A 24745-nucleotide genomic window follows, 5' to 3' on the forward strand; every position below is an offset into this window, starting at 1 on the left:
CTCCATTAGGCTCGTAGTCATGCAATCTTGGTCCGACGTCGCGATCCCGTCCGTCCCCGGTCAGGGGCCTCCGTTGCGGTTGTTCGACACCGCGGACCGAGCGGTGCGTCCGGTCACCCCGGGCGACACGGCAACGATGTACGTGTGCGGCATCACCCCCTACGACGCCACGCACCTCGGCCACGCCGCCACCTACTTGACCTTCGATCTGGTCAACCGCATCTGGCGCGACGCCGGCCACGACGTCCACTACGTGCAGAACGTCACCGACGTCGACGACCCGCTGTTCGAACGCGCCGAGCGCGACGGTGAGGACTGGGTCGTCCTCGGTATGCGCGAGACGGCCCTGTTCCGCGAGGACATGGAGGCGCTGCGCGTGCTGCCGCCGCGCGACTACATCGGTGCCGTCGAATCGGTGAACGAGGTCGTCGAACTCGTCGAGAAGCTCGTCGCCTCCGGTGCCGCCTACATCGTCGACGACGCCGAGTACCCGGATGTCTACTTCCGGACCGACGCCACCGAGCAGTTCGGTTACGAGTCCGGCTACGACCACGACACGATGATGCGGTTCTTCGCCGAGCGCGGCGGCGACCCGGAGCGCCCCGGCAAGCGCGACCCGCTCGATGCCCTGCTGTGGCGCGCGGAGCGTCCCGGCGAACCGGCCTGGCCGTCGCCCTTCGGTGCCGGACGCCCCGGCTGGCACATCGAGTGCGCGGCCATCGCCCTCAACCGCATCGGCTCCGGCTTCGACGTGCAGGGCGGCGGCAGCGACCTGATCTTCCCGCACCACGAGTATTCCGCCGCGCACGCCGAAGCCGTCACCGGCGACCGGCGTTTCGCCCGGCACTACGTGCACACCGGCATGATCGGCCTCGACGGCGAGAAGATGTCGAAGTCGCGCGGCAATCTGGTGTTCGTCTCCAAGCTGCGCGGTGAGGGCGTCGACCCCGCCGCCATCCGGCTCGGGCTGTTGTCGGTGCACTACCGCGTCGACCGTCCGTGGACGTCCGAGGTCCTCGCCGCCGCCGAGGCGCGACTGGCGTTGTGGAAGCAGGCGGCGGCGCTGCCGTCGGCCGCCTCCGCCGAGGACACGGTCGCGCGCCTGCGCCAGCACCTCGCCGACGACCTCGACACCCCGAAGGCCCTCGATGCCCTCGACGGGTGGGCGACCTTCGCCGTCGAGCGCGGGGGAGACGACGCTGCGGCACCGGGCCTGTTCGCCGACGCCGTCGACGCGCTGCTCGGTGTGAACCTGCGCTGAATCCCGGTTCGTGAGTGCACATCTCGTCGCTGTGCTTCGGCGTGTCGCGACGAGATGTGCACGCGCGACCTGAAAGTGCGATCAGCTCGGCGGCGCGAAGAATTCGAGCGCGATGTTGTCGGGATCGCGGAACGACAACCCGGAACCGTACGAGGCGTTCTTGATGTCCCCGTGTGGGATACCCAGACTGTCGAGCCGGTCGCGCCACTTCTCGAGTTCGTCGGCCGTGCAACCGAACGCGATGTGGTCGAGCCCGGTGTTCCGTTCGTCGAAGGACGTCTGCGCCGGCGAACCGGAGTGGGTGTGCAGGCCGAACAGGGTGCCGCCGTCGAGTGCGAAGACCGCGTGGTGGAAGGTGCCGGATTCGTCGTCCTCGTCGAGGACGGGTGTGGCGTCGAAGAGGTTCGAGTACCACGCGGTGCTCGCAGCCAGATCCGAGACGGTGACGGCGACGTGGGTGAGTGCGGGAAAAACCATGACAGTCTCCTCCGTTCGAAGCCCCTCCTCATCGTAGACTTCGGCGCGATCGTGCCGACCCATATCTGCGTATCCCAAATGTTTCCGAGTGTTCTCCCTACGTTCGGTAACGCATTCCGTGCGAAGAAGATTCGACCACTACCTTCCGTGGCCATGCCTTTGTCACGTAGATCGTTCCTGTCGGCCGGACTCGGAATCACTGTCGTCACCGCAGCCACCTCCGTCGGTGTCACCGGATACGCGCGCGCCGACGCGCCGAGAGTGAAGGGCGACCCCTTCCTGCTGGGTGTCGCCTCGGGTGACCCGGCGCCCGATGGATTCGTGATCTGGACCCGCCTCGCCCTCGACCCGCTCGCCGAAGACGGACTCGGCGGCATGCCCAACCGGAATGTTCCGGTGCAATGGGAGGTGGCGGAGGACGAGAAGATGACCCGCGTCGTCGCACGCGGCACCGAACACGCCGTCCCCGACAGCGCTCACTCCGTGCACGTCGAACTGTTCGGCCTGCGTCCCGGACGGGAGTACTTCTACCGGTTCCGCACCGGCAACCAGTTGAGCCCGGTGGGGCGGGCGCTCACGACACCGGCCGCGGCCGAGACCCCGGCCGCCCTGACGATGGCGTTCGCGAGTTGCGCCCAGTACGAACACGGCTGGTTCACCGCCTACCGGCGCATGGCGGAGGACAATCCGGATCTCGTTCTGCACCTGGGGGATTACCAGTACGAGTACACCAGTGGCGGTTACACCAGCGACACCGGTCTCGTCCGCTCGCTCGACGGGCCCGAGACCGTCACCCTGGCGAATTACCGGCAACGTCACGCCCAGTACAAGGCCGACGCCGATCTGCAGGCCGCGCACGCGATCGCGCCGTGGCTGGTGGTGTGGGACGACCACGAGGTCGACAACAACTGGGCCGGAACGATTCCGGAGAACACCGACGCCGCTCAGGGCAACGACACCACCGAGAACTTCCTCGCCCGCCGCGCCGCTGCATTCCAGGCCTACTACGAGAACATGCCGCTGCGACCCTCGTCGGCACCGCGGGGGCACGACATGACGATCTTCCGGCGGATCCGGTGGGGGAATCTCGCCAATTTCCACATGCTCGACACCCGCCAGTATCGCGACGATCAGGCCGCCGGCGACGGGTGGAAGAAGAACGTCGCCGAACGTCACGACGAGGCACGAACACTCACCGGGACCGAGCAGGAACAGTGGCTGCTCGACGGGTTCCGTACCTCCACCGCGCAGTGGGACTTCCTCGGCCAGCAGGTGTTCTTCGCCGAACAGGACAAGGACCCGAGCCCCGATGGCGACGAGGTGAGCATGGACGGCTGGGACGGGTACGCGGCGTCACGTCGTCGGATCACCCAGGGCTGGGTGGAGTCGCCGGTGCGCAACGCTGTGGTCCTCACCGGCGACGTGCACCGGCACTGGGCCAACGACATCAAGGTCGACTTCGCCGACCCGGACGCGCCGGTGGTGGGGTCGGAACTGGTGTGCACGTCGATCACGTCGAACGGCAACGGTACCGGCGCGACGCAGGTCGACCACCTGCCGGCGAACCCGCACCTGAAGTTCTACAACGACCGGCGAGGCTACGTGCGTACCACGATCACCCCGGACGCCGTGCACGCCGACTTCCGGGTGCTCGACACGGTCACCGAACCGGACGCGCCGGTGTCGACGGCGGCGTCGTTCGCCATCGTGTCCGGACAGCCGGGCCTGCAGCCGCGTTCGTAACATCCTGGACGGTCGGTACTGTGTTCCTTCACCGACCGAAAGGACTGTCTTCATGTCGATTCGCCGACGGATCACCCGCGGGGCCGCCCTCGCAGCCTCGACCGCCGCACTCGCAGCGGGTGCCGCCTGGGTGGGCGCCGGAAGTGCCGCCGCCGCACCGGTTCCCGTCCTGCAGATCCTCGGCAATGCGATCGTGCCAATCCCGTCCGGGCAGTGCCACGGCAGCATCGAGGTGGCCTACGAGCACGTACCGGGCCGACCGGATCTGGCCGAGGCGATCTTCACCCCGACCGGCACCTGGGGTGCGATCCCGGGCTGCGAGGTGCCGGTCGAGTTCGCGTGGATCAACGGGATGTTCCCGTTCACCCACGGTCACTCGGTGACCGTCGCCGGGGGCCGCACCAGCACGATCATCAACCCCGGTGCGGGTGTGAGCCTGCTCGTCTCCGTCCCGAACACCGGCGCCATGGGTGCGCCGAGCTGGGGCACCAGCGGTTACATGTGGCTGCAGCCGTAGCCGCCGAGCGGATCGCTCAGGGGCGGGGGACGCGCGAGACGGGCCGGTGTTGTGCGCGGTGCAGTGCGCGTCGCAGTTCGTCCCGGTCGTCGAACACCTGCACCGTGTCCCCGGAGACCAGGCGTGGCTCGCATCCCCGCCCGGCCACGACGACGACGTCTCCGGGACCGGTGTGGGCGACGGCGATGTCGAACGCGCGACGTCGGTCGGCCTCGACGACGACGCGGGCACTGCGCGCGGCGAAGGCACCTTCGGCGACCGCGTCCCGGAGGACACGCGGGTCCTCCGAAAGGGGACTGTCGTCGGTCACGACCACGACGTCGGCGTAGGTCGCGGCGGTGTGACCGAGCGGAAATCGCTTGCCGGGATCCCGTTCTCCGGTCGCGCTGATCACGAGGACCAGTCGCCGCTCGGGGGCGAGCGATCGGAGGAAGGGCAACAGTTCGCGTTGCCCGGACGTGTTGTGCATGTAGTCCACGAGCGCGAGAACGCCTTCGCCGGTGTCGACGCGTTCGAGCCGGCCGGGCACACTCGCGAGGGTTTCCAGACCCGCCGCAGCCTGCAGGACGTCGCCGTCGACGGCGGCCACCGAGGTGAGCGCCGTCAGCGCATTGGCCACCTGGTGGGGTCCGAGGAGCGACAGTCGCACCGGCGCACTCCCGGCCGGTGTGTGCACGGTGAAGGTGGTGCCGTGGAGATCGCACCGGATCGCGTCCGCGTACACGTCGGCGCGGGCATCGCGGGTCGAATGCGTCCACAGCGGCACGTCGACGGAGGCGGCCAGACGCCGGCCGTACTCGTCGTCGATGTTCACCACTGCCGTCTGCGTGCGGTCGGCGGTGAACAGTGCCGCCTTGGCGGCGAAGTACTGCTCCATCGTGTGGTGGAAGTCGAGGTGGTCGGGCCCGAGATTGGTGAAGGCGACGGTACGGAACCGCACACCGTCGACGCGGCCCTGGCTGATGCCGTGCGAGGACACCTCGAGCGTCACCGCCTGCACGCCCTGGTCACGGAACTCGGCGAGGGTGCGGTGCACGACCGCGGCCTCGGGGGTGGTGCGGGTCGCGGGCCGAGTGCCGGCGGGACCGCGGACGACGACCCCGCCGATCATGCCGGTCTCCACGCCGGTGGCCGCGAGCGCGGTGTCGAGGAGATAGGTCGCGCTCGTCTTGCCGTTGGTGCCGGTGATGCCGTGGACTTGCAGGTCGCGGGAGGGGTGCCCGAGAATCCACGACGCCAACGGACCGACCACCTCGCGCGGTCGATCGACGACGAAGGCGGGCAGCAGGCGCGACGGCCGGTCGCTGAGCACCGCGACCGCACCGTGGGCGGCGGCCTCGGCCTCGAAGTCCAGCCCGTGGGCGTGGTGTCCGGGTAGCGCGACGTACAGATCGCCGGGCCGCACCGTGCGGGAATCGTCGCTGATGCCGGTGATCACGCGGTCGTGCCCGTCCGGCGGCCCGGATCGCAGGACATCGTGGAGGTGCTCGGCGACGTCGCGGACCTGGATCCGCCGGGTGGGACGGCGAGGATCGTCCGGGTCGGTGTGCACGGGGGCGGATACCCGGTCCGGGGCGGAATGATGCGCCGCCGGTGACCGGGGTCCACCGGCGTTTCCCTCGCTCCCAGCGTGCGTCGGTGTCACACGGTTACCCTCGAGGGATGACTGCGATTCCGGATTTCCCCGCCGGCACGAACACCACGATATCCGGTCTCGGCAGTTCCTTCGCCGACGAACTGAGCGGATTGTCGGTGCCGTGGCAGGGCGCCGAGGCTCCCGACCCGGAACTGCTCGCGCTCAACGAGGACCTCGCGGTGTCGCTGGGACTGGACGTTATGGCGTTGCGCAGCGCCGACGGGGTCGCCGTCCTGGCCGGCGCGGAGGTACCGGCGGGTGCGAAGCCGGTCGCGATGGCCTATGCCGGACATCAGTTCGGCGGATACGCTCCGCTGCTCGGCGACGGTCGGGCGTTGTTGCTCGGTGAACTCGTCGATTCGAACGGTGACCGCGTCGATCTGCACCTGAAGGGTTCGGGTCCCACTCCGTTCTCCCGGGGTGGGGACGGCTTCGCGGTCGTCGGGCCGATGCTGCGCGAGTATCTGGTGAGCGAGGCCATGCACGCGCTCGGCATCCCGACCACCCGTTCGTTGTCGGTGGTGGCGACCGGTCGGCCGGTCTACCGCGAGGGCGCCGAACCCGGTGCGGTACTGGCCCGGGTCGCGTCCAGCCACCTGCGGGTGGGGACCTTCGAGTTCGCGGCGCGGCAGGGCGAGGTCGTGCGTGCACTCGCCGACCACGCGATCGCCCGGCACTATCCGGATCTGCTCGACCTGCCGGAGACCGGTGAGAACAACCGCTACCTGGGTTTGTTCACCGCCGTGGTCGAGGCGCAGGCGTCGCTGGTGGCGCAGTGGATGCTCGTCGGTTTCGTCCACGGGGTGATGAACACCGACAACACCACCATCTCGGGGCAGACCATCGATTACGGTCCGTGCGCCTTCGTCGACGCCTTCGATCCGGCGGCGGTGTTCAGTTCCATCGACCACAGCGGACGCTATGCGTTCGGCAACCAACCCGCCGTCCTGAAATGGAATCTGGCGCGCTTCGCCGAAACCCTGCTCAGACTCGTCGATTCGACCCCGGATGCGGCGATCGCCGCGGTCACCGCCGTTCTGGACAGCTTCGACACCCGCTACGAGCGTCACTACCGGTCCGGTCTGGCCGCCAAACTCAGTCTCCCGGAAGACTCCCTCGACCAGGCTCGGGTCGACGATCTGCTGACGCTGCTGGAAGAGCACAATGCCGACTGGACGGCGACCTTCCGTGCCCTCGCCGACGAACTGCGCGGCAATCCGGCACCCCTCGACGGGCTCGTGCCGCGTGAGCGCTCGGCGTCGTGGCTCGAACGTTGGCGCGCCGCCGCCGAACGGGACGGCCGGGCAGCGGGGGAGAGGGCGGAGGCGATGGACCGCGTCAATCCGCTGTACATCCCGCGTAATCATCAGGTCGACGCCGCGCTGAAGGCGGCGACCGGCGGCGACCTCGAACCGTTCGCGAAGCTGCTCGACGTCGTCACGCAACCCTTCGAGGCGCGTGCCGAGTGGGCCGAATATGCCTCGCCCGCATCGCGTTCGTTCGCCGAGTCCTTCCGGACCTTCTGCGGCACCTGACCGCCCGATACTGACGAATCGAGACCGGTGTTGTTCGCGAGTTCCCAACGGATTTCGCGAACAACACCGGTCTCGGTCGATTCTGGACCAGTCGGGTGCGGGTCGGATCGCGCGGCCGGTTACGCACGAACTCGACTCCGGTCGGGCACTTGCAGGTGGCGAGTTCGCGTCGGAGGCGGCCGCGGGATCGGCGAGCTGGACGACCGCTTTCACCGCCTCGCGGCGAGACTTCCGGCATCTGCACCGCCCGGCCGCAGTGCTCGGCGGCGGTGTGCAGATGTACGGGATGGAGACGGTCAACGGGCGCGACGCCGTTTCTTGCGCTTCTTCTTGTTCTTCGCGCGCCGGCGAGCAGCCGGCGGCTGCCGCCGGCCCGTCGACGCGGCGGCCTCGAGCGAACGTTGCATCTCCCGGCGCAGGCTGTCCATTAGTTCGGGGGAGCGGAGCAGGAAGGTTGCCTCCTGCAGCGCCGCATAGCGGTCCTTGGAGATCAGGACGCCCGTGCCGCGTTTGCCGACGATCTCGACGGCGACGGTCTCGTCGTTGACCTCCCGGACCAGCTCACCGAGCCGCTTGCGTGCGGCTTTCACGGACACGGACGTTGATGGCACTCGCGGCGACTCCGATCTGTTCCTTCGACGCGGGCATCCTTTCATCACCGATGTCGGATTCGGGGGCGGACACGACGGAAAGCCCCTTCGATGTCACAACGGACAGCCCGTTCGATGTCACAGAAATGCGCGCACGGAGCGTGGCAACGCGGTCGAGGACCCGGTGATCGGTGACGGGATCGGATCGTCGGCGACGGTCCGCAACGGCACCACTCCCGCCCACACGGAGTGGTCTTCACCGTCCCCGGCGTCCTCTCCCGGTCCGACCGCCCGGACCTTTACGCTCACCTCGGTGAGCGGCACTTCCAGGACCGTGGTGGCGGCCAGTTCTTTCGGTGTCGGCGACCGGACCTCGTCCCACCGACCGGGAATCAGATGCTCCGTCACCACCTTCAATGCGTGTTCCTTCTCGCCCGGCGCGACCGGTGTGGCCACACCGAACAACACCGCACTGCGGTAGTTCATGCTGTGGTCGAAGGCCGACCGGGCGAAGACGAGCCCGTCGAGATGCGTCACCGCGACCGACACCTCGATCCCGGACCGCGCGGCGAGAAACATGCCGGCGCCGGTCGAGCCGTGCAGCAGTAACCGGTCCCCGTCGCGGCCCACCGCCATCGGCAGCACCACAGGCGATCCTTCGCGGACGAAACCCACGTGCGCGATGCGGGCCTCGTCGAGAAGCCGGTGCAGCACCGCCGGATCGTCGGTGCCGCGTTCGGGTTTGCGGGTCAGGCGCGTGCGGTCGCTCATGGCACCGATCGAAGCAGTGCCGCCGCGGCCGGTCAACCGGATTCCGAATCGAGTAGTGCGCTACTCGCGACCCTCGACGATCGCCACCACAGACTTCGTGTACAGGCACGGAGTGCGACAGTCGACCGGACGACGGAGATGACGAGATGGACAAGATCGGGGACCATGCAATCGTTCTGGGCGCGAGCGTCGGTGGTCTGCTCGCGGCCCGTGCGCCGGCAGAGTCCTACGACGCGGTGACGGTCGTCGACCGCGACGTCCTCCCGTCCGGTGCAGAGAACCGTCGCTTCCGCGACCGTCGAGCCACCTACGTGCCGAGTCGGCCGCTGCTCGAACACCATGTCCGGCGACGCGTCCGCGCCATCCCGAACATCACCCTCCTCGACGAACACAACGTCGGCGACCTGACGACGACACCCGACCGCCGCCGGGGCACCGGGGTGCAGAGATGGGCAGCGGCGACGGTGTTCGGATCATGACGGCGGATCTGGTGGTCGACGCGATGGGACGGGGCGCCCGCACCCCGGCGGGTCTAGAGAAACTCGGCTACCGACGACCGGTCGAAGAGCACGTCGTCGTCCACGTCGTGTACCGCAGCCGGCTGCTACGACTCGCGCCGGGCACACCGATGGAGAAGATGGTGTTGATCGGTGTTGTGCCGGGACGTCCGGCGGGCATGGCGCTGTTCGGCTACAAGAACGATATGTGGCTGTTCACGGTCGCTGCGATGGCCGGTCGCGAACCGCCACCGAGCCTGGGCGGCATGATCTTCGCCGTGGAGGCGTACGCACCCGACCACGTGGTGGCCGCGCTCCGGACCGCCGAACCCCTCGACGAGGACGACCTGTCCCGCAGGTTCTTCCGGGCCGCGAAGAAACCGATCGGTGCTGCGTGGCAGTTCGCGATCGGCTCCGACCTCGCGCTGCCCGAAGTCGAAGGACCCCGCAGCGTGCAGACGCGACTCGGCAACGCGTACGTGGCGCGGGTCCTGGCCGCGGCCGAGAACGATCCCGTGGTCGTCGACCGTTTCCTTCGGGTCAGCAGCCTGATGGATCCGCCCGGACATCTGATGCATCCCGCGCTCGTGGGCCGGGTGTGCGTGGGCAACCTGCGGCGACACCGGAGAATCGCCGGCATGCCTGCTGGGGCCGCCGATCGTCGGACGACATTCGTGCCCGCACACCGATGTCGCGGACGACGACCTCGACGATCACATGGCCCACGTCCTCGCCGGCATCGACGGCATGTTCTTCGGCCGTGTGGCCTACGAACTGCTCGCCCAGCACTGGCCCGCCACGGAACACTCGATCAGAGCGGTCGAGGCACGGCAGGCACGGCTGATGAACGCATTGCCGAACTACGTGCGCTCCCGATCCGCGACGGCGACCGATTGGGGACCGGCGCGGCGGATCGGTGACGACCTGCCCCACGAGGTTGCACAGGGGTTCTCCGACGGGTAGAAGTGTCGGATGCCCAGCACGCTCATCGAGGTTCGCACCCGCCACGACCGCGAGGTCGAGACCGGCATGATCGACGCCGTCCACGATGCGCTCGTCGCCGCCTTCCGGATTCCGGAGGCCGACAAGCACATCCGGCTCGTGGTTCACGAACCCGAACGCTTCGCGGTGCCGCCGACCCTGACATCGCCCGAGCTCTACACCCTCGTGATCGTCGACTGCTTCGCCGGGCGCAGCGTGGACGCCAAGCGGCGCCTCTACCGCGAGATCACCGAGCGGCTCGGCGCGTTCGCGATTCCTGCCGACCACGTGACCGTGATCGTGCGCGACATCCCGACCGAGAGCTGGGGGATCCGCGCCGGGCAGGCCGCGTGCGATGTGGATCTCGGATTCACCGTCGATGTGTGAGGACTGCTCTTACGGAGAGAACTGCGCGTTCGGGACGATGGACGACTCGAGGGAACCGAGATCCGCGACCACATTCCACAGCGGGTCGTCGAAGCCGATATCGAAGGTGCAGTCCGCCTCTCGCGGGTCGGGCACGAACGCCCACAGCAGCGCACCCGCGGTGCCGGCGGCGCGTTGACCCTCGATCTTCGAGGTGATGTGGTCGGCGCGGTCACCGAGCGACCCGCAGGACCCCGCGAGTTCGCCGATCTCCGCCACGAGCAACGGTTTCCCGACGGCCGCGGCCTGCGCGACCCGCCGGGCCAGGCCGTTCCACTGGTCGCCCGGCAACGGTACGCCGTCGGCGCCGTAGTCGTGGTATTGCACGGCATCGACATACGGTGAGGCACTGACGAACTGGTACTCGTCACCCTGGGTGCCGCACTGGCCACCCCCGGTGTAACCCGCCGTGATCAGGGTGTGGGGGTCGACGGCGCGCAGTTCGGCACCGGCCGTGTCGAAGAAGTCGCGCAACACCTGGGCGGCGCCGGGCTCGCACGACCGGGTCCACCACTGGCACGCGGCGTCGATGCACGAACTGGTCTCCGGCTCCCCGACCAGCTCCCACGCTGCGAGGGACGGGGAGTTCCGGTAACGGGCGACGGCGGTGTGCATCCAGTCCCGGTAGCTCATCACCACCCGCTCGTGACCCGGGGTGAATTCGGTCCACCCGTCGACGTACCACTGCCGGCTCTTGAAGACCTCGTCCTCGCACGCGCCGTCCTGGGGTGCCAGAACCGGCAGCAGCATCTGATCATGCGCTTCCGCCGCCGCGAAGACCGCGTCCATCGGTCCGAAGTCGAGTTGCCCGGTGAACCGGTTGACGGCCAGCGCCTGGAAGAGGTTGAAGCGGGTGAGCGAATTCGGCGGCAGCGCACCGAAATAGGCGTCGAGGTCGACCATTGCTCCGCATCCCCAGTTCACCGACCAGTCGGTGGCGAGCTGGTAGGCGTTGAACCCGGTCGGCCACCAGGCCCGACCGTCGAGCGCGAAACCGTCCGGCGACGCGGTCACCCGTGCACCGGGCGCCGGTGCCGCCGCCGCCGCGAGGCTCGTGCCCAGCAGCAACCCGACCACGGTCGCGGCGCCGACGATGAGTCTGGATACCCGAAGCCTCGTCATCTTCCGGATCGTAGGACCGCGACGCAGGTGAGAGGCCCCGATCGGGGCGGAACACGCCGCAGTGACCGTCGTCACGATCAGACGAACTCGAGCGCTCCCTCCACCGGGTGCGTGACCCGCCGGGTCCGCGGAGATCCGAGCGCGCTCTCCAGATCCGACCCGTCGTGCTCGGCGAGCAGTTCGCCACCCGACCACACCAGCAGCGTCGTGGCGACGGTGTGCTCGGCCACCGAATGTGACAGATCGTAGTGCGCACAACCCGGCACGCCGGCATAGGTGATCCACAGGTCGAAACCGGTCATGAACAGATCGAGGTCGAATTGCACGGACAGACCGAGCAATTCGCTGCGACCGGTGTCATCCACACCGGCGAAGGCCTCGTCCAGGGCGAGCAGACGCGGCGCATGCGGGTCGGCGGAATCGAGCATCACGTGCGCGGCAGCGAACAACGGCAGGTGCAGAGAGACGGACTGCTCGCCACCGGACAGCGCCGAATGTCGCGCCGGGGTGAGCCGGTCCTCGCTGCCGTCCGCACCGACGAGACTGAACGAGAACACCCGCCACCGGCGATAATCCAGCGTCGCGGCGAGGATCTCCGGGTACGACCGTTCCGGATGCGCGGCCCGCTCCGCGCGGATCCGCGACGCGAAATGCGCACGGATCCCCGCCAGATCCTCCGGCGCCAGCATCGACGCGTCGCGGTCGAGGAGCTTGCACACCGCGCGGGCCGGCTCGTCGAGATGGTCGGCGAGCACCCAGTGCACCCCGATGGTGTTGCCCGAGGACATGTGCCGTTGCCGCATCTCGGTGCCCATCCGGGCGATGAGGTCGCGGGCGTCGACGGTGCGCTCGTGGATCTGCTGCGCGAGACCGGTGAGCAGGGCGTCCTCGAGGATGCGCCGTTCGGAGTCGGTGAGCAGGGTTTCCTGTTCCTGCCGCGCCCGGGCGATGCGCTGCGCGAACGCCGCGACGGACGTGTAGCCCTGTTCGTCCTGAACCTGCACGACGGTGATGCCGTCGGCGGCGTCCCAGTGCAGCCGGTAGTCGCGGCCCCGGGCGAGTTCGGCGTCGAACTCCTGCAGCGCGGAGGTCAGTGCCGAGGCCGTGGACTTGCGGGTCGACTCGGAGGCCGTGACCGATTCGGTGGCGGCGTCGAGTGCCCGGAACAACGAGAGGACCTCGGTGGGCAGCACATCGACCGTGTCGTCGGGGGACTGCCGGATCCGGTAGGCCAGCTGATCGGCATCGAGCCACGCGGCGGCGCTGGACGGCCACACGTGCTCGCTCTCCACGCCGAGCAGGGTCAGCAGGTCGCGCCGGGCGAAGGGTGCCAGGGCGTCGGCGTCGGCGCGGGCCTCGGTGAGCGCCGACCGCAGTGTCTGCTCGGCGCCCGTGTGGGCGGCCTCTGCCTTGCCGATCCGCTCGAGCGCCGACTCGTGGGCCTTACGCGCGGTTCGCTCGGCGGTCTTCGCAGTCTCGATCCGGCGTCGGGCCTCGTCGAGCTGGGCATCGATCCGGTCGGCGCTCGCCCCGATCGACTCGCGCAGCGTCTCGAGCTTCTGCTGCTCGTTGGCCAGCGTCTCGGCGTTCTCCGCCGCGAGCTCGGCCGCGTTCTCGGCGGAGACCCGCGCCTCGTCGAGCCGAACTTCGGTGTCGCGGAGTCGATCACCGCAGGTGACCTGTTCACGCAGGGCGCGCTGCAGGGCCTGGCCCTGGGAACGGAAGTGCCGCACGGCTGCGTCGAGACTGTCGAGTTCCGTCGCGGTGAGCGGCGCTCGGTGCCGGCCGGCCGTCGACCGCAAGTGCTGTTCCTTGGTGGCGACCGCGGCGATCGCCTGGTCCAGGTCGCGATCGGCGGCGGCTGCGGATTCGGATGCGGTCCGCAACGCGCCGGCGCATTCGGTGACCTTGCGCAGCGCCGCGAGCACGGATCCGGTGCGCGGCAACGACTTCACGGCCTCGTCGAGTGCGGTGAGCCGGTGGCCGATCTCGCGGTCCTGCTCGCGCTGCGCCTCCACGTCGGCGCGGCATTCGGCGATGGTGGTCTCGAGTTCGACGATGCGACGCTGCCGACGCCGGGCGCGGGCGGTGGCTCCGATGAACTCGGCCTGCTCCTTGACGTGGCGACCGAGCTGCACTCCCTGCCGGAACCCGCCGTGCGCATCGACCGACACTCGCGCGTCCGGACCGGGATCGGTGGTCCACGCGATCGACGACAGCACCGCGGCGATCCGTTCCTCGGGGACGGCCGTGTCGGGTTCGGGAACGAGTACGTCGGCGAGGGTGAGACCGCTGGGGCGGTGCTCGGGCGCCAACGGCACCAGTAACTGCTCCGACTCGATGTCCGGCAGGTCGCCGTCGGTGATCCACCCGTCGAGCAGGTTCGCGGCCTGCAGCGCCGCTTCGATACCGGCAGCGTCCTGCGTCGACACATCGTCGCGGAACCGGACGAGCTGCCACAGCGGGGCGCCGACGAGATCGTCGCGGCTGCCGGTGCGGGAAGGGAACGCCGGGGGAGCGTCGTCGCGTTCGGCCGCGACGGCGGTGCGTTCGGTCTCGAGTTCGGCGATGCGGGTGCCGAGCGACTCGATCTCAGAGCCGCACACGCGACGCCGGAACCGCAGGTCGTCGAGCACAGGCCCGGTGTGCTCGGCGAACACCGCCGCGGGGGACGGGGCATCGTCCTGACCGACGGTGCCGAAGGCGGTGTCGAGCGCCTCGAAGACCGGGGTGGACAGGCCCACGGCCGCGAAGGTCTCGGCGCGATCGGACCACCACCGGCCCAGCTCGGCGGCGACCTCGCTGCGGGACAGCTCGACCATGGTCTCGGCGGCCTCCACCGCGGCCGAGGCGGTGTCGCGTTGCGCGCGGGCACGCACCGCGGCGGCCTCGGCCCGTGACCGCGCGGCGGTCGCACCGTCGAGCTGGGACAGTGCGCTGCGCACCGCGCGCACGTCGGCGTCGCGTTCCTCGGCGAGTGCGTCGATCGCGGTGTTGAGCTGCTCGGTCCGTTCGATGCCGTCGAGACCGGTCCATGTGATGCCGGCGTCCTCGGCCGCCGCACTCAGCCCGTCCTCGGCGCGACGACGCGCCGCCGTCGCCGTCTCGAGCGCGTCGCGGGCGCTGTCGTGGTCGCGGAGCCGGTCGGCTACGACGGCCTGGGCGCGGTTCGCCTGCTCGGCCTGTGCGGCGGTGGTGCGCTCGAGGTTCTTCACCGCGGACGCGAGGTCGTCGAGCTGCTGTTTGCCCTCGTAGGCGCTGGAGCGGTGCAGTGCCTCGAGGGTGGTGCGTGCCTGTTCGTGGTCGCGTTCGGCCACCAGGAGCTGTTCCTCGGAGGCCGCGCGGGCGGCGGCGGCCTCGGTGCGGGCTTCGGTCGCCTCGCGCAGCGACCGGACGGCGGTGTCCACCACTCCGAGACGGGTGGCGACCTTGTCGACGGCGGTGCGCGCCTGCTGACGGATGTACTTCGAATACACCTTGACGAACTGTTGCGCCGCATCGTCGGCGGCGGCGAGGGATTCGAGGGTGCGCTCGACCTCCTCGATCGCGGAGAACGAGCGGGCGGCCTCGACGATGAGATCCTCGTCGAGGGGGCGAAGGCCGTCGGTCAGCGCCTGCGACAGGCCCTTCGGGTCGAGGTTCTTGGCGAGCTGGGGGCGGCGCAGCGTGAGGATCAGGTTGATCAGCTGGTCGTAGCGTTGCGCGCCCAGACCGAACATGCGCGCGTCGATCGCGGCCCGGTAGTCGACGGGACGATCGGCGATCGCGTCGGCTCCGATCTGATCGACCAGTTGTTTGCGGGTGAGCGGTCGGTCCTCGTCGTCGAGCAGCGAGAAGTCGACTCCCACACGGCCGTCGACGACGAAATGCCAGCGGGTGACCTTGTCGTTGCCGCGGGTGGCGCGCATCCCGATGCCGACGGTGACGGCCTCCGGGTCGTCGGCGCGGCCGCGGCAGAACTCCATCCACACGTACGAGTGGGCGCTGTCCTGGCCGCGGTACAGCAGGTTCGAGCGCATGGTGCGCTCCTCGCCGGCGAACGGGTTCAGACGTCGCGGTTCGATCCGGCCGTCGAGCACGAACGGGAACAGCACCTCGAGCGCCTTGGTCTTGCCCGACCCGTTCGGTCCGCGCAGCACCAGTCGTCCGTCGGCGAACGAGAACTCCTGGTCGCGGTAGTCCCACAGGTTGATGATCCCGGCACGCGTGGGGCGGAATCGGGCGCTGCTCATGAGATCTCCGTCGGGGTCGTATCGGGGGCGGGGACTGTCGGTGGGGTGGTCTCGGGGAACAGGTCGATCTCCGGATCCCGTTCGCGCACACTGACCGTCACGCCGCGGAAGCGGGCGATGGCGGGCAGGACCAACACTCCGCCCGGTACGCGGGCCACCAGGCGCAGTCTGTCGAGCATGTCCACCGCGGCCTCGGCCAGTCCCGCGGGGTAGGCCTGCCACTGCGCGGCGAAGGTCCGGCCGTAGATGTCGACGAGACGACCGACCGTGCCCGCCAGCCACGAATCCTCGAGCAAGGGATGCTCGAGCGGGGCACGAGCGTCGTCGTCCTGCTCCTGCTCGTCGGGCATCGGGGTGTCGGACGCCGCGAGCGGGGTGAACACCGTCGACCTCGGGATCGCGGAATCGACCGCCGCGACGAGGACGTCCTGCGTCTGCGCGGGCACCGGCATCCGGGGCGGGACAGGGGCGTCGGGATCGAGGACGCGATCGCACATCTCCCCGGCCAGCAGCAGCGCGACCTGCGCGACCGTCCCCGTGTTCGGGAACCGCATATCCGACAACCGTCCCGAGGTGTCCACCAGCGCAACGCCTTCGGCGCGACGCTCACAGACCAGGCCGGTGAGCAGTTCCACCTCGTCGGTGGTGCGCGGCAACGCCAACTGCAGCGCCTCGTCGTCGTCGAGATCGTCGGCGTACACCACGGGACGCTGCACCAGTGCGCGGCGCACCCGCCGCCGGACCTCCGCCGTATCCGAGTGCGGGGCACCGGCATTGCCGAGCAGGCCGCGCACCGATTCGAGGTGCTGCAACGCCCGCGGTGGCCGGAACAGGGCGTGCACGACCGCACGATCGACGTCGTAGAGCGCCTCACCGTTGTCGGGATCGCTCGCCCACCTGCCCGCATCACCGTCGGCGAGGGTGATCGCGCCGCGCACGCCGAGCCAGGTCACGGCATCGACGAAGGCATCGCGGTCGGCGGCACGTTCGGTGTCGAGTTCGACACCGTCCACCCGGCTCGCCTCGGAGGCGACGTGCTCGGCGAGTTCGGACAGCGTGATCTGTCCGGCGCCGCGACCGAGCGCGGCGATTGCCAACGCGAGATAGGCGTAACGGCGCCGGTCGAACGGCCGGCCGGTGTGCGTCGACGTGCCTGCCCCCGCGTCGAGGCGATCGGCGACGGTGAACAGCCGCGCGGTGGTCTCGGTGACCTCGAGCCGGTATCCGAAGGTGGCGAGCAGATCCTCGCGCAGCTCGGTGGCCCAGCGGCGCACCGTCGCCAGCGCCGACCGGTCGGGGAAGGTCGTGGTGACGAGATGGTGGGTGAGCACCAGCCGCGCGGCGCGCTGATACGAATCCAGTTCGACGGACGGAATCGAACGGGCCCTCATCGCACCTCCACCGACAGACCGTCGAGATACAGGCGCCCGCGCGCGGTGTGCACCACCGTCGACTCGCCGCTCGGTCGGAGGGTGAGCTTGACGCCGTTCTGCGTACCGGAGGAGGCATCGTCGCTGCGCACCCGCCCGCTCACGGGCACCCGGGCCGACAGTGCGGCGTCGAGCAGGCTCAACAGCACCTCGGCTTCCGGTTCGCTCAGCTTCCGTTCGCGCACACCTCCGGCGGCGAGGGAGCGCGCCGCTTCGGCCCGGCGACGCTGCTTCTCGAGCTGCGCCTCGCGCAGCCGCCGTACTCCGGCGTCGTTGCGCTGGATCCGCCCCGGCGCTCCCGCTGCGGGGCGCCGGCCGGTCTCGGCGAGGGTGCGGGCGATCTCCACGGGAGGCGCGTCCCACCACGACCGGGTGACCGGCACGATGTCGGCATCGGGATGGGCGACGGAGAAGTGTCGGGGCCGGCCCAGGTCGAACACCGCATCGAACAGCGCGTGCGCGGCCTCCTCGGACGGCGCGGCAGCGAACCATCCCGCGAGATGCCGCAGCTGCGACTCGCGGCTGACACCCCCACGACGCTGCTCGGTGAGCCGGCGCAGCAGCCCGAGCACCGCGGAGATCGCGTTGATGGTCGCGCCGCGCAGGCGTTCGGATTCGCTCGGTTCGGAGCCCACCCCGACGAACCAGTGTTCGATGCCCCACCAGCGCTGCGCCCAGTCCGCTTCGCGTTCCTCGAACGAGAGCAGCACCCGCTCGTCGTGCCGGGCCGCGGCCGCGGTGAGCTTCTGAACCCCGGTGACCTGCACCCGGTCGAGCGCCGCGGAAAGCTTCGGGGCGTAGCGGGCCAGATCGGTGCTGAACTCACGCATGTGGGTGAGGAGCGCGTCCTTGTGGGCGAGGAAGGTCTCCGGGGTGACCTCGGTGGTGCGCACCAGCTCGCCGAGGACGAGATAGAAACGGGCAGCGCGCTCGGCCATGTCCGACAGCGTCGCGTCGAGGCGACTCAACTTCCGGTAGACCAGTTCGCCGTCGCCGGCCGCGTTCGCATCGGCGAGATCGTTCAGGTCGGCGAGCAGATCGGGGAGGGCCAGACGCGACAGCGAGACGTCCTCCCCACGGGAGGACAGCACGTCCTCCACGGCGCGGAACACCCGGTAACCGGCCTGCCCGAACTGGTAGACGTAGTGCCGGTTGCGGTACTCGGCGAGCGTCGCCGCCCGGGATCCGTCGTAGCTGCGTTCGAGCACACCCCACGCGTGCAGCTGCTCGAGCAGGGCCGGGATCTCGGAGGAATCGGGCACGTCGTCGCCGTTCGCGCCGGGCAGCCGAGTGAGGACGTTCTCGACGTCGCCGGCGTGCAGCAGCACCGAGTAGTTGCCGCGCGCATGATCGAATGCGCGCAGAACCCACAGGTAGTGCACCCTTTTCTCGGCCGTTGCGAACGAGAAGAGGCGCAGGCGGTCGTCCCGCACCAACGCGTCCTCCATCGCGCCGAACCGCGCTCGGCCTGATTCACTCACCGTGACAGGTTAGGCGGCGCAACCGACGGGTCCGGACAACACCCGGCGTGAGTGTCGGCACGATCGTTGCCCGATGAACGCCCCGATCCGCGGTGGCGGCCCGCCCCGAGCCGTTACGGTCGAGGCGGTGCGCTCGGCGAGGGCAGTGCGCCCGGACAGACGCCGCAGCCTCCGGAATCGGACACGATGAATCCTCACGAGATCGGACAGGACACCCACAGAGTGGGCGATCCGGGACCCGCCACGCGTGCACTGATCGAGGCGGTCGCCGACCTGTCGACGACGCGGCAGGCCGAGATCACGCAGTACATGACCGAGCGGATCTCGGCCGAGATCGAGGCGATGTCCACCGACCGCCACACCCGCCGCTCCCTCGCCCAGGCCGCGGAGGAGGGTGTCGCAGCCATCACCCGGTTCCTGCGGGACGATCTTGCCGAGATCGAGATCCCGGCGGCGTCCTATTCACTGGTGCGCATGCTGGCCCGGCAGGGATTCCCGGTCTCGGTGGTCGACCGCAGCAACCGGCTCGCGCAGGACAGCATCATGCGCTGGTGCCTCGAGGTGCTGGCGGGACTCAGCGACGACGCCGCGGCAGTGATGCAGGCGGGCGTGGAGATCCTGATGAAACTCTCTGCCGGGATCGATGGGGTGTCGCAGAAGTTGCTCGGGGTCTACGAGGCCGAGCGCGACACCTGGCTGCTCAACCGCAACGCCTCCCGGACCGCCCGCATCCAGGACATCCTGGCCGGACGGCCGATCGAGGTGGGGGACGCCGAGCGCACCCTCGGCTACCGGCTCGGCCAGCACCACCTCGGGGTGATCGTCTGGACGGACGACATCGAAGTGGTCGGCGGGGACCGGTCCGGCACCGAATGGAACGGCCTCGAGCAGGCGGTGACGGCCTTGGCCGAACATCTCGGGCGGGGAGGTCGGGTGCTGTTCGAACAGTTCGACGAGTACACCGCCTGGGCATGGATCCCGCTCGGTACCGTCGATCGCATCGACCCGAGCGGACTGTCCGGGGTCGTCGCGGCCTGGCAGCGACCCGTCGGTGTCGCCGTCGGAGCGCCGCAGGAGGGGATCGACGGTTTCGTCCGCACCCATCGGCAGGCGGCGCAGGCGCGGGAGGTGGCTCTGACATCGGCTCTGCCGGTCCCACGTCTCGTCTCGATCGACGAGGTCGGCGCGGTCGCGTTGATGTGCACGAATCTCGAATGGGCGCGCGCCTGGGTGGGGGATGTGCTCGGCCGCCTCGCCGCCGACGATCCCGCTGCCGCACAACTGCGGCACACACTGCGGGAGTTCCTGTCCAGTGGAGGCAGTTTCGTCGCCACCGCGGAAAAGCTCCATCTGCACCGGAATTCGGTCGCCTACCGGATCAGCAAGGCGGAGGAGCAGATCGGGCACAGTGTCCGCGAGTGTCGACTCGACCTCGAGAACGCGCTCGCGCTGTGCCACTGGCTCGGAGCCGCCGTGCTCGCGCCCGATTCGGAAGGTCCACCTTCGCCCGCGTGACGGCCCGTTATCGGGAGCCGGGCACGGCGCTGCGGACGAACCGTCCGATCTCGCCGATCGCGCGGATTCCTTCGGGTAGCAGATCCGCGGCGGCCTGGAATACGTGCACCTGCCGGTCCCAGACCTGCAGTTCGCACGCGATACCGGCGTCGGCGAGACGGTCGGCCATCGACTCCGCGTCCACCAGGAACAATTCGTGCGAGCCGACCTGGATGAGCGTGGGCGGCATGCCCGACAGATCCGCGTCGGCAGGGCAGAGCCGCCCCGACTCCTGGCGACGTCCTGCAAGACCGGCCAGCGCCTCGAGTGCGTTGCCGGGCAGCAGCGCGCAGTGTGCGGCGTTGGAGTGGCCGAGTTTGCGGGCCGGATCCAATTCGGTGAGCGGGGACAGGGCGACGATCGCTCCCGGCACCGGGATGCCCCGGTCGCGCAACGCCAACGACACCATGAAGGCCAGATAGCCGCCGGCGGAATCACCGGCGATCACGACCTGCTCGGGTCGGTAACCGGCGGCGAGCAGGAAGAGATAGCCCTCGACACCGTCGTCGACGGCATCGTCGATCGAGTGCTCGGGCAGCATCCGGTAGTCGACCATCAGCACGGGGGTGCGGCCGGCATCGGAGATCCGCGAGACGAGGCGGAGGTGGCTGCGCATCCCGCCGCACAGGAAGCCGCCGCCGTGCAGATAGAGCATCACACGATCGAATCCCGTTCTCGGGCCTTCCACCCAGGAACCCGTGCAGTTCGGCAACTGGACGGGAGCGCACACCGTCCCATCGATCGCGGGGAGCAACGCTCCGGCGGCGTCCAGCAGACCCGTCGGCCAGGGCAGCGTCGTCGAGCGGCTCCACAGCCCGAGCAGTGGACGTACCGACCTGCGGATCGCCTGCGCCAGAAGTTTGGACTGACGGCTCGACCCGGGGAAGTCGCGCCGGCGGACCGGGGCCGAGCGATCGGGGGCGTGCGGCGGCCGAGGCGTCGGCAGATCGCGCGGAACGAGGGGTGCGCGCACGTCACGTGCGGTCGTCACGGGAAAGAGCTCCTCACAACCGGTGGGGTGTCTGCGACCGGTCGATCCGCGAAGGGGAGACGGTCGAACAGCGGCGAGTGGACCCGGCGAAGCGGGTGCCGCTGTATTCCACGTTAAGGACGAACGTCCCTCGGTTCACCGGTGCGGCTGCACACTGTTTCCGTCGTGGTTCGGGCTGAGCGCACAGTGTCCGAGGGTGGCACCGGGTGCCGGTGCGAGCTGGATCACGTCTGATCGGGACGGACCTGCAGGTCAGGGTCCTATTTTGGGAGCTTGTCCAATTGGCATTCGGTGGCCCGAACGGACCGGTCGACCGACCCGGCATTGTGCGCTGCGACCAGCGAACCCCCATGATCTGTGTGCTCGCGTACCGATGGAAAAGGTCCCGGGTCGACCTACCTTCGAATAGGGGGCCGATGATCGGAGCCACGTCATCGGCCCGTCGGGGGTCCCGCCCCTCTACGACGGATCGCTTCGTGGCTCGGACATTCTCCGTTGACGGAAGGACCGCGATGGCGCCCCACGCGACGCAGAACTGCATGACGATCCTGCGCTGCGGAAGCTGCACGACGCTTCACGCTCCCGAGACAGCGCGCTGCTCCTCCTGCGGCGGCGCGAACCTCGAGTCCGCCCACTGCTCCGGCACCGGCTCGATCGTGTCCTGGAAGGTCGTCGAACCGCTCGACGTCGGCGCACAGGACGACAACGCGGTCACCCTCGCGATCGTCGAACTCGACGACGGGCCGTGGCTCTACTCGAGGATCGAAGGATCGTTCCCCGAATGCGCCGAGGCGCGGGTGCGGGTCGCGTTCCGGTCCACTGCGTGCGACGACGGATTCCCCGTCTTCGGGGTCTGCGCGGCCTGATCTACGACGCACACCCCTCGAGAACCGCGGTGGCTTCGATCTCCACGAGCACGGCAGGTTCATAGAGTGCCGCGACACCGATCAGCGATGCCGGCGGCATCGGATCGGGCAGATCGATCTCCTGCGCGACGGCCTGCACACCGGCCATGAACTGTCCGATCTTCTCGGGATGCCAGTCGGTGACGTAGAACGTCAGGCGCACGACATCGCGGAAGGTTGCGCCCACTCCGTCCAGGCCTCGTGCCACGTTGCGCAGCGCCTGGACCACCTGACCGGCCAGATCGGTAGGGATCGGTGAGCCGTCCGGCATATGTGCGACCTGTCCGGCGAGATGTACCTGTCGCGTACCGGTGGAGACGGCGACGTGGTGGTAGGGCGCGTTCGGCAGCATGCCTTCGGGGCTGAACAAGGTGACGGACACGGGCTTCTCCTGAGGTCGGAACCGAGTGGTAGCCGATTTATACTTGGTAGCCGGAAGTCACTTCAACGAAACCAGGTTTCATGTCGGATACCGCTGACCACGATCTGCTTGCCGTCGCCGCCCACCGGGAACTGTTGGGACAGATCCTCGACAAGTGGTCCCTGAGCGTGCTCACCGAATTGTGCGAGGCTCCGCGCCGCTTCAACGAGCTGCGGCGCGCCGTTCCCGAGGTCACGCAGAAATCCCTGACGACCACGCTGCGCAGACTCGAACGCAACGGAATCGTCGAACGCCGGGTGGTGAACACCCGTCCCGTCGCGGTCGAATACCGCATCACGCCACTGGGGAAGACGGTGCGCGAACCGATCGACGCCCTGCTGCTGTGGGCGTCGACAAATCTTCCTCGCATCGAGGAAGCGCGACGCAGATTCGACGAGGAGCCCGACGAATGAGCGTGTCAGCGCTCGGGCCACGGTTCGACGACCAACCGAGGCCATTCCGCCTGCCATCGTCGGGCTTTCGCTTCGTACACCTCGCGAGGCGCCAGCACCGGATTCGGGCGGAGCACCATCCCGAACAGGTCGTCGAAACCGTGCGGAGCGTAGACCCGTAGGCCTGATCCCGGATCACGGGTGATGCCGAAACAACACGTGGTGGATGCGAAATGGTCGATGGCGTCGGCGCTGCTGGTGAACGGATCGGCCGGAACACCGTAATGCTCCTCGTACCAGAGATGCACCCGCGCCTCGTTGCGCACCTCGACCACGGCGTCGACGTCCGCGAACAACGCCGCGGTCTTCTCGATGACACGGTCCTCGGCCTCGTAGCTCAGGGAGGAGTCGTCGAAGTAGAACAGGTCGTAATCCCGGATGCCGGCCTGCGGGTCGCGGCCGTCGAGAAAGTTCCAGACCGTCTGGAAGACTCCGCCCGCGGTGAGATACCAGTCTCCGATGCCGAGTTCACCCGCCCGGTCCAGGACGACCCGGCACACCGGATTTCCGAGAACGATGTCGAGCAGTCGCTGCTCGGTTGCGGGGCATGAGGTCACTCGGGCATCGTCTCTCGTCGCGGGGATATCGATAGCGCTAGGCCTGACGCGACCGGGACTTCCAGGCCGACCAGGCAGCGGTCACGATGATCGCGCCGGCGAGGGAGCCGATGATCCCGCTGGGACGCAGTTCGAGTCCGTCACCGGCGAGAAGGCTGATGAGCAGACCGCCGACGAACGAACCGCCGACGCCCGCGACGAACGCGAGCGTCCAGTCGATCCCGGTCCTGGACCTGCCCACGACGAGCTGCGCCGCCGCGCCGACGAGCAGCCCGAACAGAATGATTCCGATGATCAACATTGCGCGAGTATAGGACGAGATCTCCACGGCGACAGTCTTTCTGCGAGATGAACGCAGCGGGGAACACGGCATCTCTCCAGGGGGAGGGCGCCCGGCCGCGAATTCACCCTCCGAGTTCACCAAGGATGTAGTTGGTCGATACCTCGTTCGTGCGAGGTAAGTGCGTGGAATCCCTTCACGAGGGTTTTCCGGCGAAAACGCCGTTCACCTTGGTCGCGGCCGGACCGTGCCGGCGCGTGTGGAGGGCAAAGCCTGCGTAGCCTTCCGGCGGCCGGGAGGCGGTGCGTCGCGACGCACTGGTCGGGACAGGGCAGGATGGTGGCCATGCAGACCACACCTCTGACCTTCGAGTCCTCCGTCATCGTTTCCGCCACCCCCGACGAGGTGTACGCCCTCGTCTCCGATGTCACCCGCACGGGTGAATGGTCGCCAGTCTGCGCGGAGTGCTGGTGGGACGAAGGGCAGGGCCCCGAGGTCGGCTCCTTCTTCACCGGCCGGAACGTCACCCCCGAGCGCACCTGGGAGACCCGCTCGGAGGTCGTCGTCGCCTCCCCGGGCCGCGAATTCGCGTGGTCGGTCGGTCCCGGCCTCGTGCGCTGGAGCTACGTCATCAAGCCCGCGGACGCCGGCACGGAACTGACGGAGACCTGGGAGTTCACCGAAGCGGGGCGGAAGTTGTTCCACGAGAAGTTCGGGGCGGAGGCACCTGCCCAGATCGCTGCGCGGGAACAGGCCGCCCGCAGTGGAATTCCGGAGACCCTGGACGCGATCAAGCGCATCCTCGAGAGCTGACCCGGGACGCTCGTCGTCCCGTCCCGTTTCTACGGTATCGCGCAGGTGGGGGCTTGTCGCAAGCCCCCATCTG

Annotated in this window: 23 protein-coding genes; 11 read left to right on the top strand and 12 right to left on the bottom strand. The window is 69.0% G+C overall.

Features of this window, described 5'->3' with window-relative positions:
- The first annotated feature begins 19 nt into the window (after positions 1-19).
- Positions 20-1261 (top strand): cysteine--1-D-myo-inosityl 2-amino-2-deoxy-alpha-D-glucopyranoside ligase, encoded by a 1242-nt coding sequence (gene mshC / locus LPH33_RS11615; protein WP_229568079.1) that lies wholly within the window; start codon positions 20-22, stop codon positions 1259-1261.
- 81 nt (positions 1262-1342) lie between these two features.
- On the opposite strand, the gene LPH33_RS11620 is transcribed toward mshC, so the two are convergent.
- Positions 1343-1738: a VOC family protein gene (locus tag LPH33_RS11620; RefSeq protein ID WP_016691418.1), complete on the bottom strand. Its 396-nt coding sequence runs from the start codon at positions 1736-1738 to the stop codon at positions 1343-1345.
- Positions 1739-1891: 153 nt separating this feature from the next.
- Here LPH33_RS11620 and LPH33_RS11625 point away from each other — a divergent pair, with 153 nt between their 5' ends.
- Together LPH33_RS11625 and LPH33_RS11630 are read left to right on the top strand one after the other, a co-directional pair.
- On the top strand, positions 1892-3481 hold the full coding sequence (locus tag LPH33_RS11625; RefSeq protein ID WP_160875112.1) for an alkaline phosphatase D family protein: 1590 nt from the start codon (positions 1892-1894) through the stop codon (positions 3479-3481).
- 52 nt (positions 3482-3533) lie between these two features.
- Positions 3534-3998, top strand: coding sequence for a hypothetical protein (locus LPH33_RS11630; RefSeq protein ID WP_088899283.1), 465 nt, complete (start codon positions 3534-3536; stop codon positions 3996-3998).
- 16 nt (positions 3999-4014) lie between these two features.
- On the opposite strand, the gene LPH33_RS11635 is transcribed toward LPH33_RS11630, so the two are convergent.
- On the bottom strand, positions 4015-5550 hold the full coding sequence (locus tag LPH33_RS11635) for a Mur ligase family protein (RefSeq protein WP_160875114.1): 1536 nt from the start codon (positions 5548-5550) through the stop codon (positions 4015-4017).
- A 110-nt stretch (positions 5551-5660) separates the two neighbouring features.
- Here LPH33_RS11635 and LPH33_RS11640 point away from each other — a divergent pair, with 110 nt between their 5' ends.
- On the top strand, positions 5661-7169 hold the full coding sequence (locus LPH33_RS11640) for a protein adenylyltransferase SelO (RefSeq protein WP_229568080.1): 1509 nt from the start codon (positions 5661-5663) through the stop codon (positions 7167-7169).
- Between the two features lie 296 nt (positions 7170-7465).
- Here LPH33_RS11640 and LPH33_RS11645 read toward each other — a convergent pair whose 3' ends face one another.
- Together LPH33_RS11645 and LPH33_RS11650 are read right to left on the bottom strand one after the other, a co-directional pair.
- On the bottom strand, positions 7466-7759 hold the full coding sequence (locus LPH33_RS11645; protein ID WP_006551987.1) for a type II toxin-antitoxin system Phd/YefM family antitoxin: 294 nt from the start codon (positions 7757-7759) through the stop codon (positions 7466-7468).
- 138 nt (positions 7760-7897) lie between these two features.
- Entirely contained in the window at positions 7898-8530 is a 633-nt protein-coding gene (locus tag LPH33_RS11650; protein ID WP_229568081.1) for a pyridoxamine 5'-phosphate oxidase family protein, read from the bottom strand.
- A gap of 146 nt (positions 8531-8676) precedes the next feature.
- On the opposite strand from LPH33_RS11650, the gene LPH33_RS11655 reads away from it, so the two are divergent.
- From LPH33_RS11655 to LPH33_RS11665, 3 genes are read left to right on the top strand one after another with little or no spacing between them, the layout of a single operon-like run.
- On the top strand, positions 8677-9009 hold the full coding sequence (locus tag LPH33_RS11655) for a hypothetical protein (protein WP_229568082.1): 333 nt from the start codon (positions 8677-8679) through the stop codon (positions 9007-9009).
- Positions 9006-9947, top strand: a complete 942-nt coding sequence (locus tag LPH33_RS11660) for a hypothetical protein (protein WP_229568083.1) — start codon at positions 9006-9008, stop codon at positions 9945-9947. The genes LPH33_RS11655 and LPH33_RS11660 overlap by 4 nt, the downstream gene beginning before the upstream one ends.
- Before the next feature lie 52 nt (positions 9948-9999).
- Positions 10000-10395, top strand: coding sequence for a tautomerase family protein (locus LPH33_RS11665; protein ID WP_024100872.1), 396 nt, complete (start codon positions 10000-10002; stop codon positions 10393-10395).
- A gap of 9 nt (positions 10396-10404) precedes the next feature.
- Here LPH33_RS11665 and LPH33_RS11670 read toward each other — a convergent pair whose 3' ends face one another.
- From LPH33_RS11670 to LPH33_RS11685, 4 genes are all read right to left on the bottom strand, one after another.
- Positions 10405-11556, bottom strand: coding sequence for a beta-mannosidase (locus LPH33_RS11670; RefSeq protein ID WP_229568084.1), 1152 nt, complete (start codon positions 11554-11556; stop codon positions 10405-10407).
- 77 nt (positions 11557-11633) lie between these two features.
- The gene (locus LPH33_RS11675) at positions 11634-15788 is read right to left on the bottom strand and encodes a TIGR02680 family protein (protein ID WP_229568085.1); all 4155 of its coding nucleotides are present in this window, start codon (positions 15786-15788) and stop codon (positions 11634-11636) included.
- Positions 15785-17179 (bottom strand): TIGR02678 family protein, encoded by a 1395-nt coding sequence (locus LPH33_RS11680; RefSeq protein ID WP_229568086.1) that lies wholly within the window; start codon positions 17177-17179, stop codon positions 15785-15787. The genes LPH33_RS11675 and LPH33_RS11680 overlap by 4 nt, the downstream gene beginning before the upstream one ends.
- Positions 17176-18666 carry a TIGR02677 family protein gene (locus tag LPH33_RS11685; RefSeq protein ID WP_072740516.1) on the bottom strand — a complete coding sequence of 497 codons (1491 nt, stop codon included), beginning with the start codon at positions 18664-18666 and terminating at the stop codon, positions 17176-17178. The genes LPH33_RS11680 and LPH33_RS11685 overlap by 4 nt, the downstream gene beginning before the upstream one ends.
- 255 nt (positions 18667-18921) lie before the next feature.
- Here LPH33_RS11685 and LPH33_RS11690 point away from each other — a divergent pair, with 255 nt between their 5' ends.
- Entirely contained in the window at positions 18922-20214 is a 1293-nt protein-coding gene (locus tag LPH33_RS11690) for a PucR family transcriptional regulator (protein WP_229568087.1), read from the top strand.
- Positions 20215-20221: 7 nt separating this feature from the next.
- Here the strand turns inward: LPH33_RS11690 and LPH33_RS11695 are convergent, their stop codons facing one another.
- Entirely contained in the window at positions 20222-21244 is a 1023-nt protein-coding gene (locus LPH33_RS11695; RefSeq protein ID WP_229568088.1) for an alpha/beta hydrolase, read from the bottom strand.
- A 512-nt stretch (positions 21245-21756) separates the two neighbouring features.
- Between LPH33_RS11695 and LPH33_RS11700 the strand changes: the two genes are divergently transcribed.
- On the top strand, positions 21757-22110 hold the full coding sequence (locus LPH33_RS11700; protein WP_229568090.1) for a Zn-ribbon domain-containing OB-fold protein: 354 nt from the start codon (positions 21757-21759) through the stop codon (positions 22108-22110).
- 1 nt (position 22111) lies between these two features.
- Here LPH33_RS11700 and LPH33_RS11705 read toward each other — a convergent pair whose 3' ends face one another.
- Complete coding sequence (locus tag LPH33_RS11705; protein WP_229568092.1) at positions 22112-22531, bottom strand: RidA family protein; 420 nt, start codon at positions 22529-22531, stop codon at positions 22112-22114.
- Between the two features lie 80 nt (positions 22532-22611).
- Here LPH33_RS11705 and LPH33_RS11710 point away from each other — a divergent pair, with 80 nt between their 5' ends.
- Positions 22612-22983 carry a winged helix-turn-helix transcriptional regulator gene (locus LPH33_RS11710; protein WP_016692746.1) on the top strand — a complete coding sequence of 124 codons (372 nt, stop codon included), beginning with the start codon at positions 22612-22614 and terminating at the stop codon, positions 22981-22983.
- A 5-nt stretch (positions 22984-22988) separates the two neighbouring features.
- Here LPH33_RS11710 and LPH33_RS11715 read toward each other — a convergent pair whose 3' ends face one another.
- The gene (locus LPH33_RS11715; protein WP_229568094.1) at positions 22989-23579 is read right to left on the bottom strand and encodes a nucleotidyltransferase family protein; all 591 of its coding nucleotides are present in this window, start codon (positions 23577-23579) and stop codon (positions 22989-22991) included.
- A gap of 37 nt (positions 23580-23616) precedes the next feature.
- Complete coding sequence (locus LPH33_RS11720) at positions 23617-23880, bottom strand: GlsB/YeaQ/YmgE family stress response membrane protein (protein WP_160875132.1); 264 nt, start codon at positions 23878-23880, stop codon at positions 23617-23619.
- 315 nt (positions 23881-24195) lie between these two features.
- Between LPH33_RS11720 and LPH33_RS11725 the strand changes: the two genes are divergently transcribed.
- A complete protein-coding gene (locus LPH33_RS11725; RefSeq protein WP_229568095.1) occupies positions 24196-24672 on the top strand; it encodes an SRPBCC family protein in 477 nt (158 codons plus the stop codon).
- The last annotated feature ends 73 nt before the right edge of the window (positions 24673-24745 follow it).

This window comes from Rhodococcus sp. RDE2 (assembly GCF_020885655.1).
In the GTDB taxonomy this organism is placed as follows: domain Bacteria; phylum Actinomycetota; class Actinomycetes; order Mycobacteriales; family Mycobacteriaceae; genus Rhodococcus; species Rhodococcus pyridinivorans.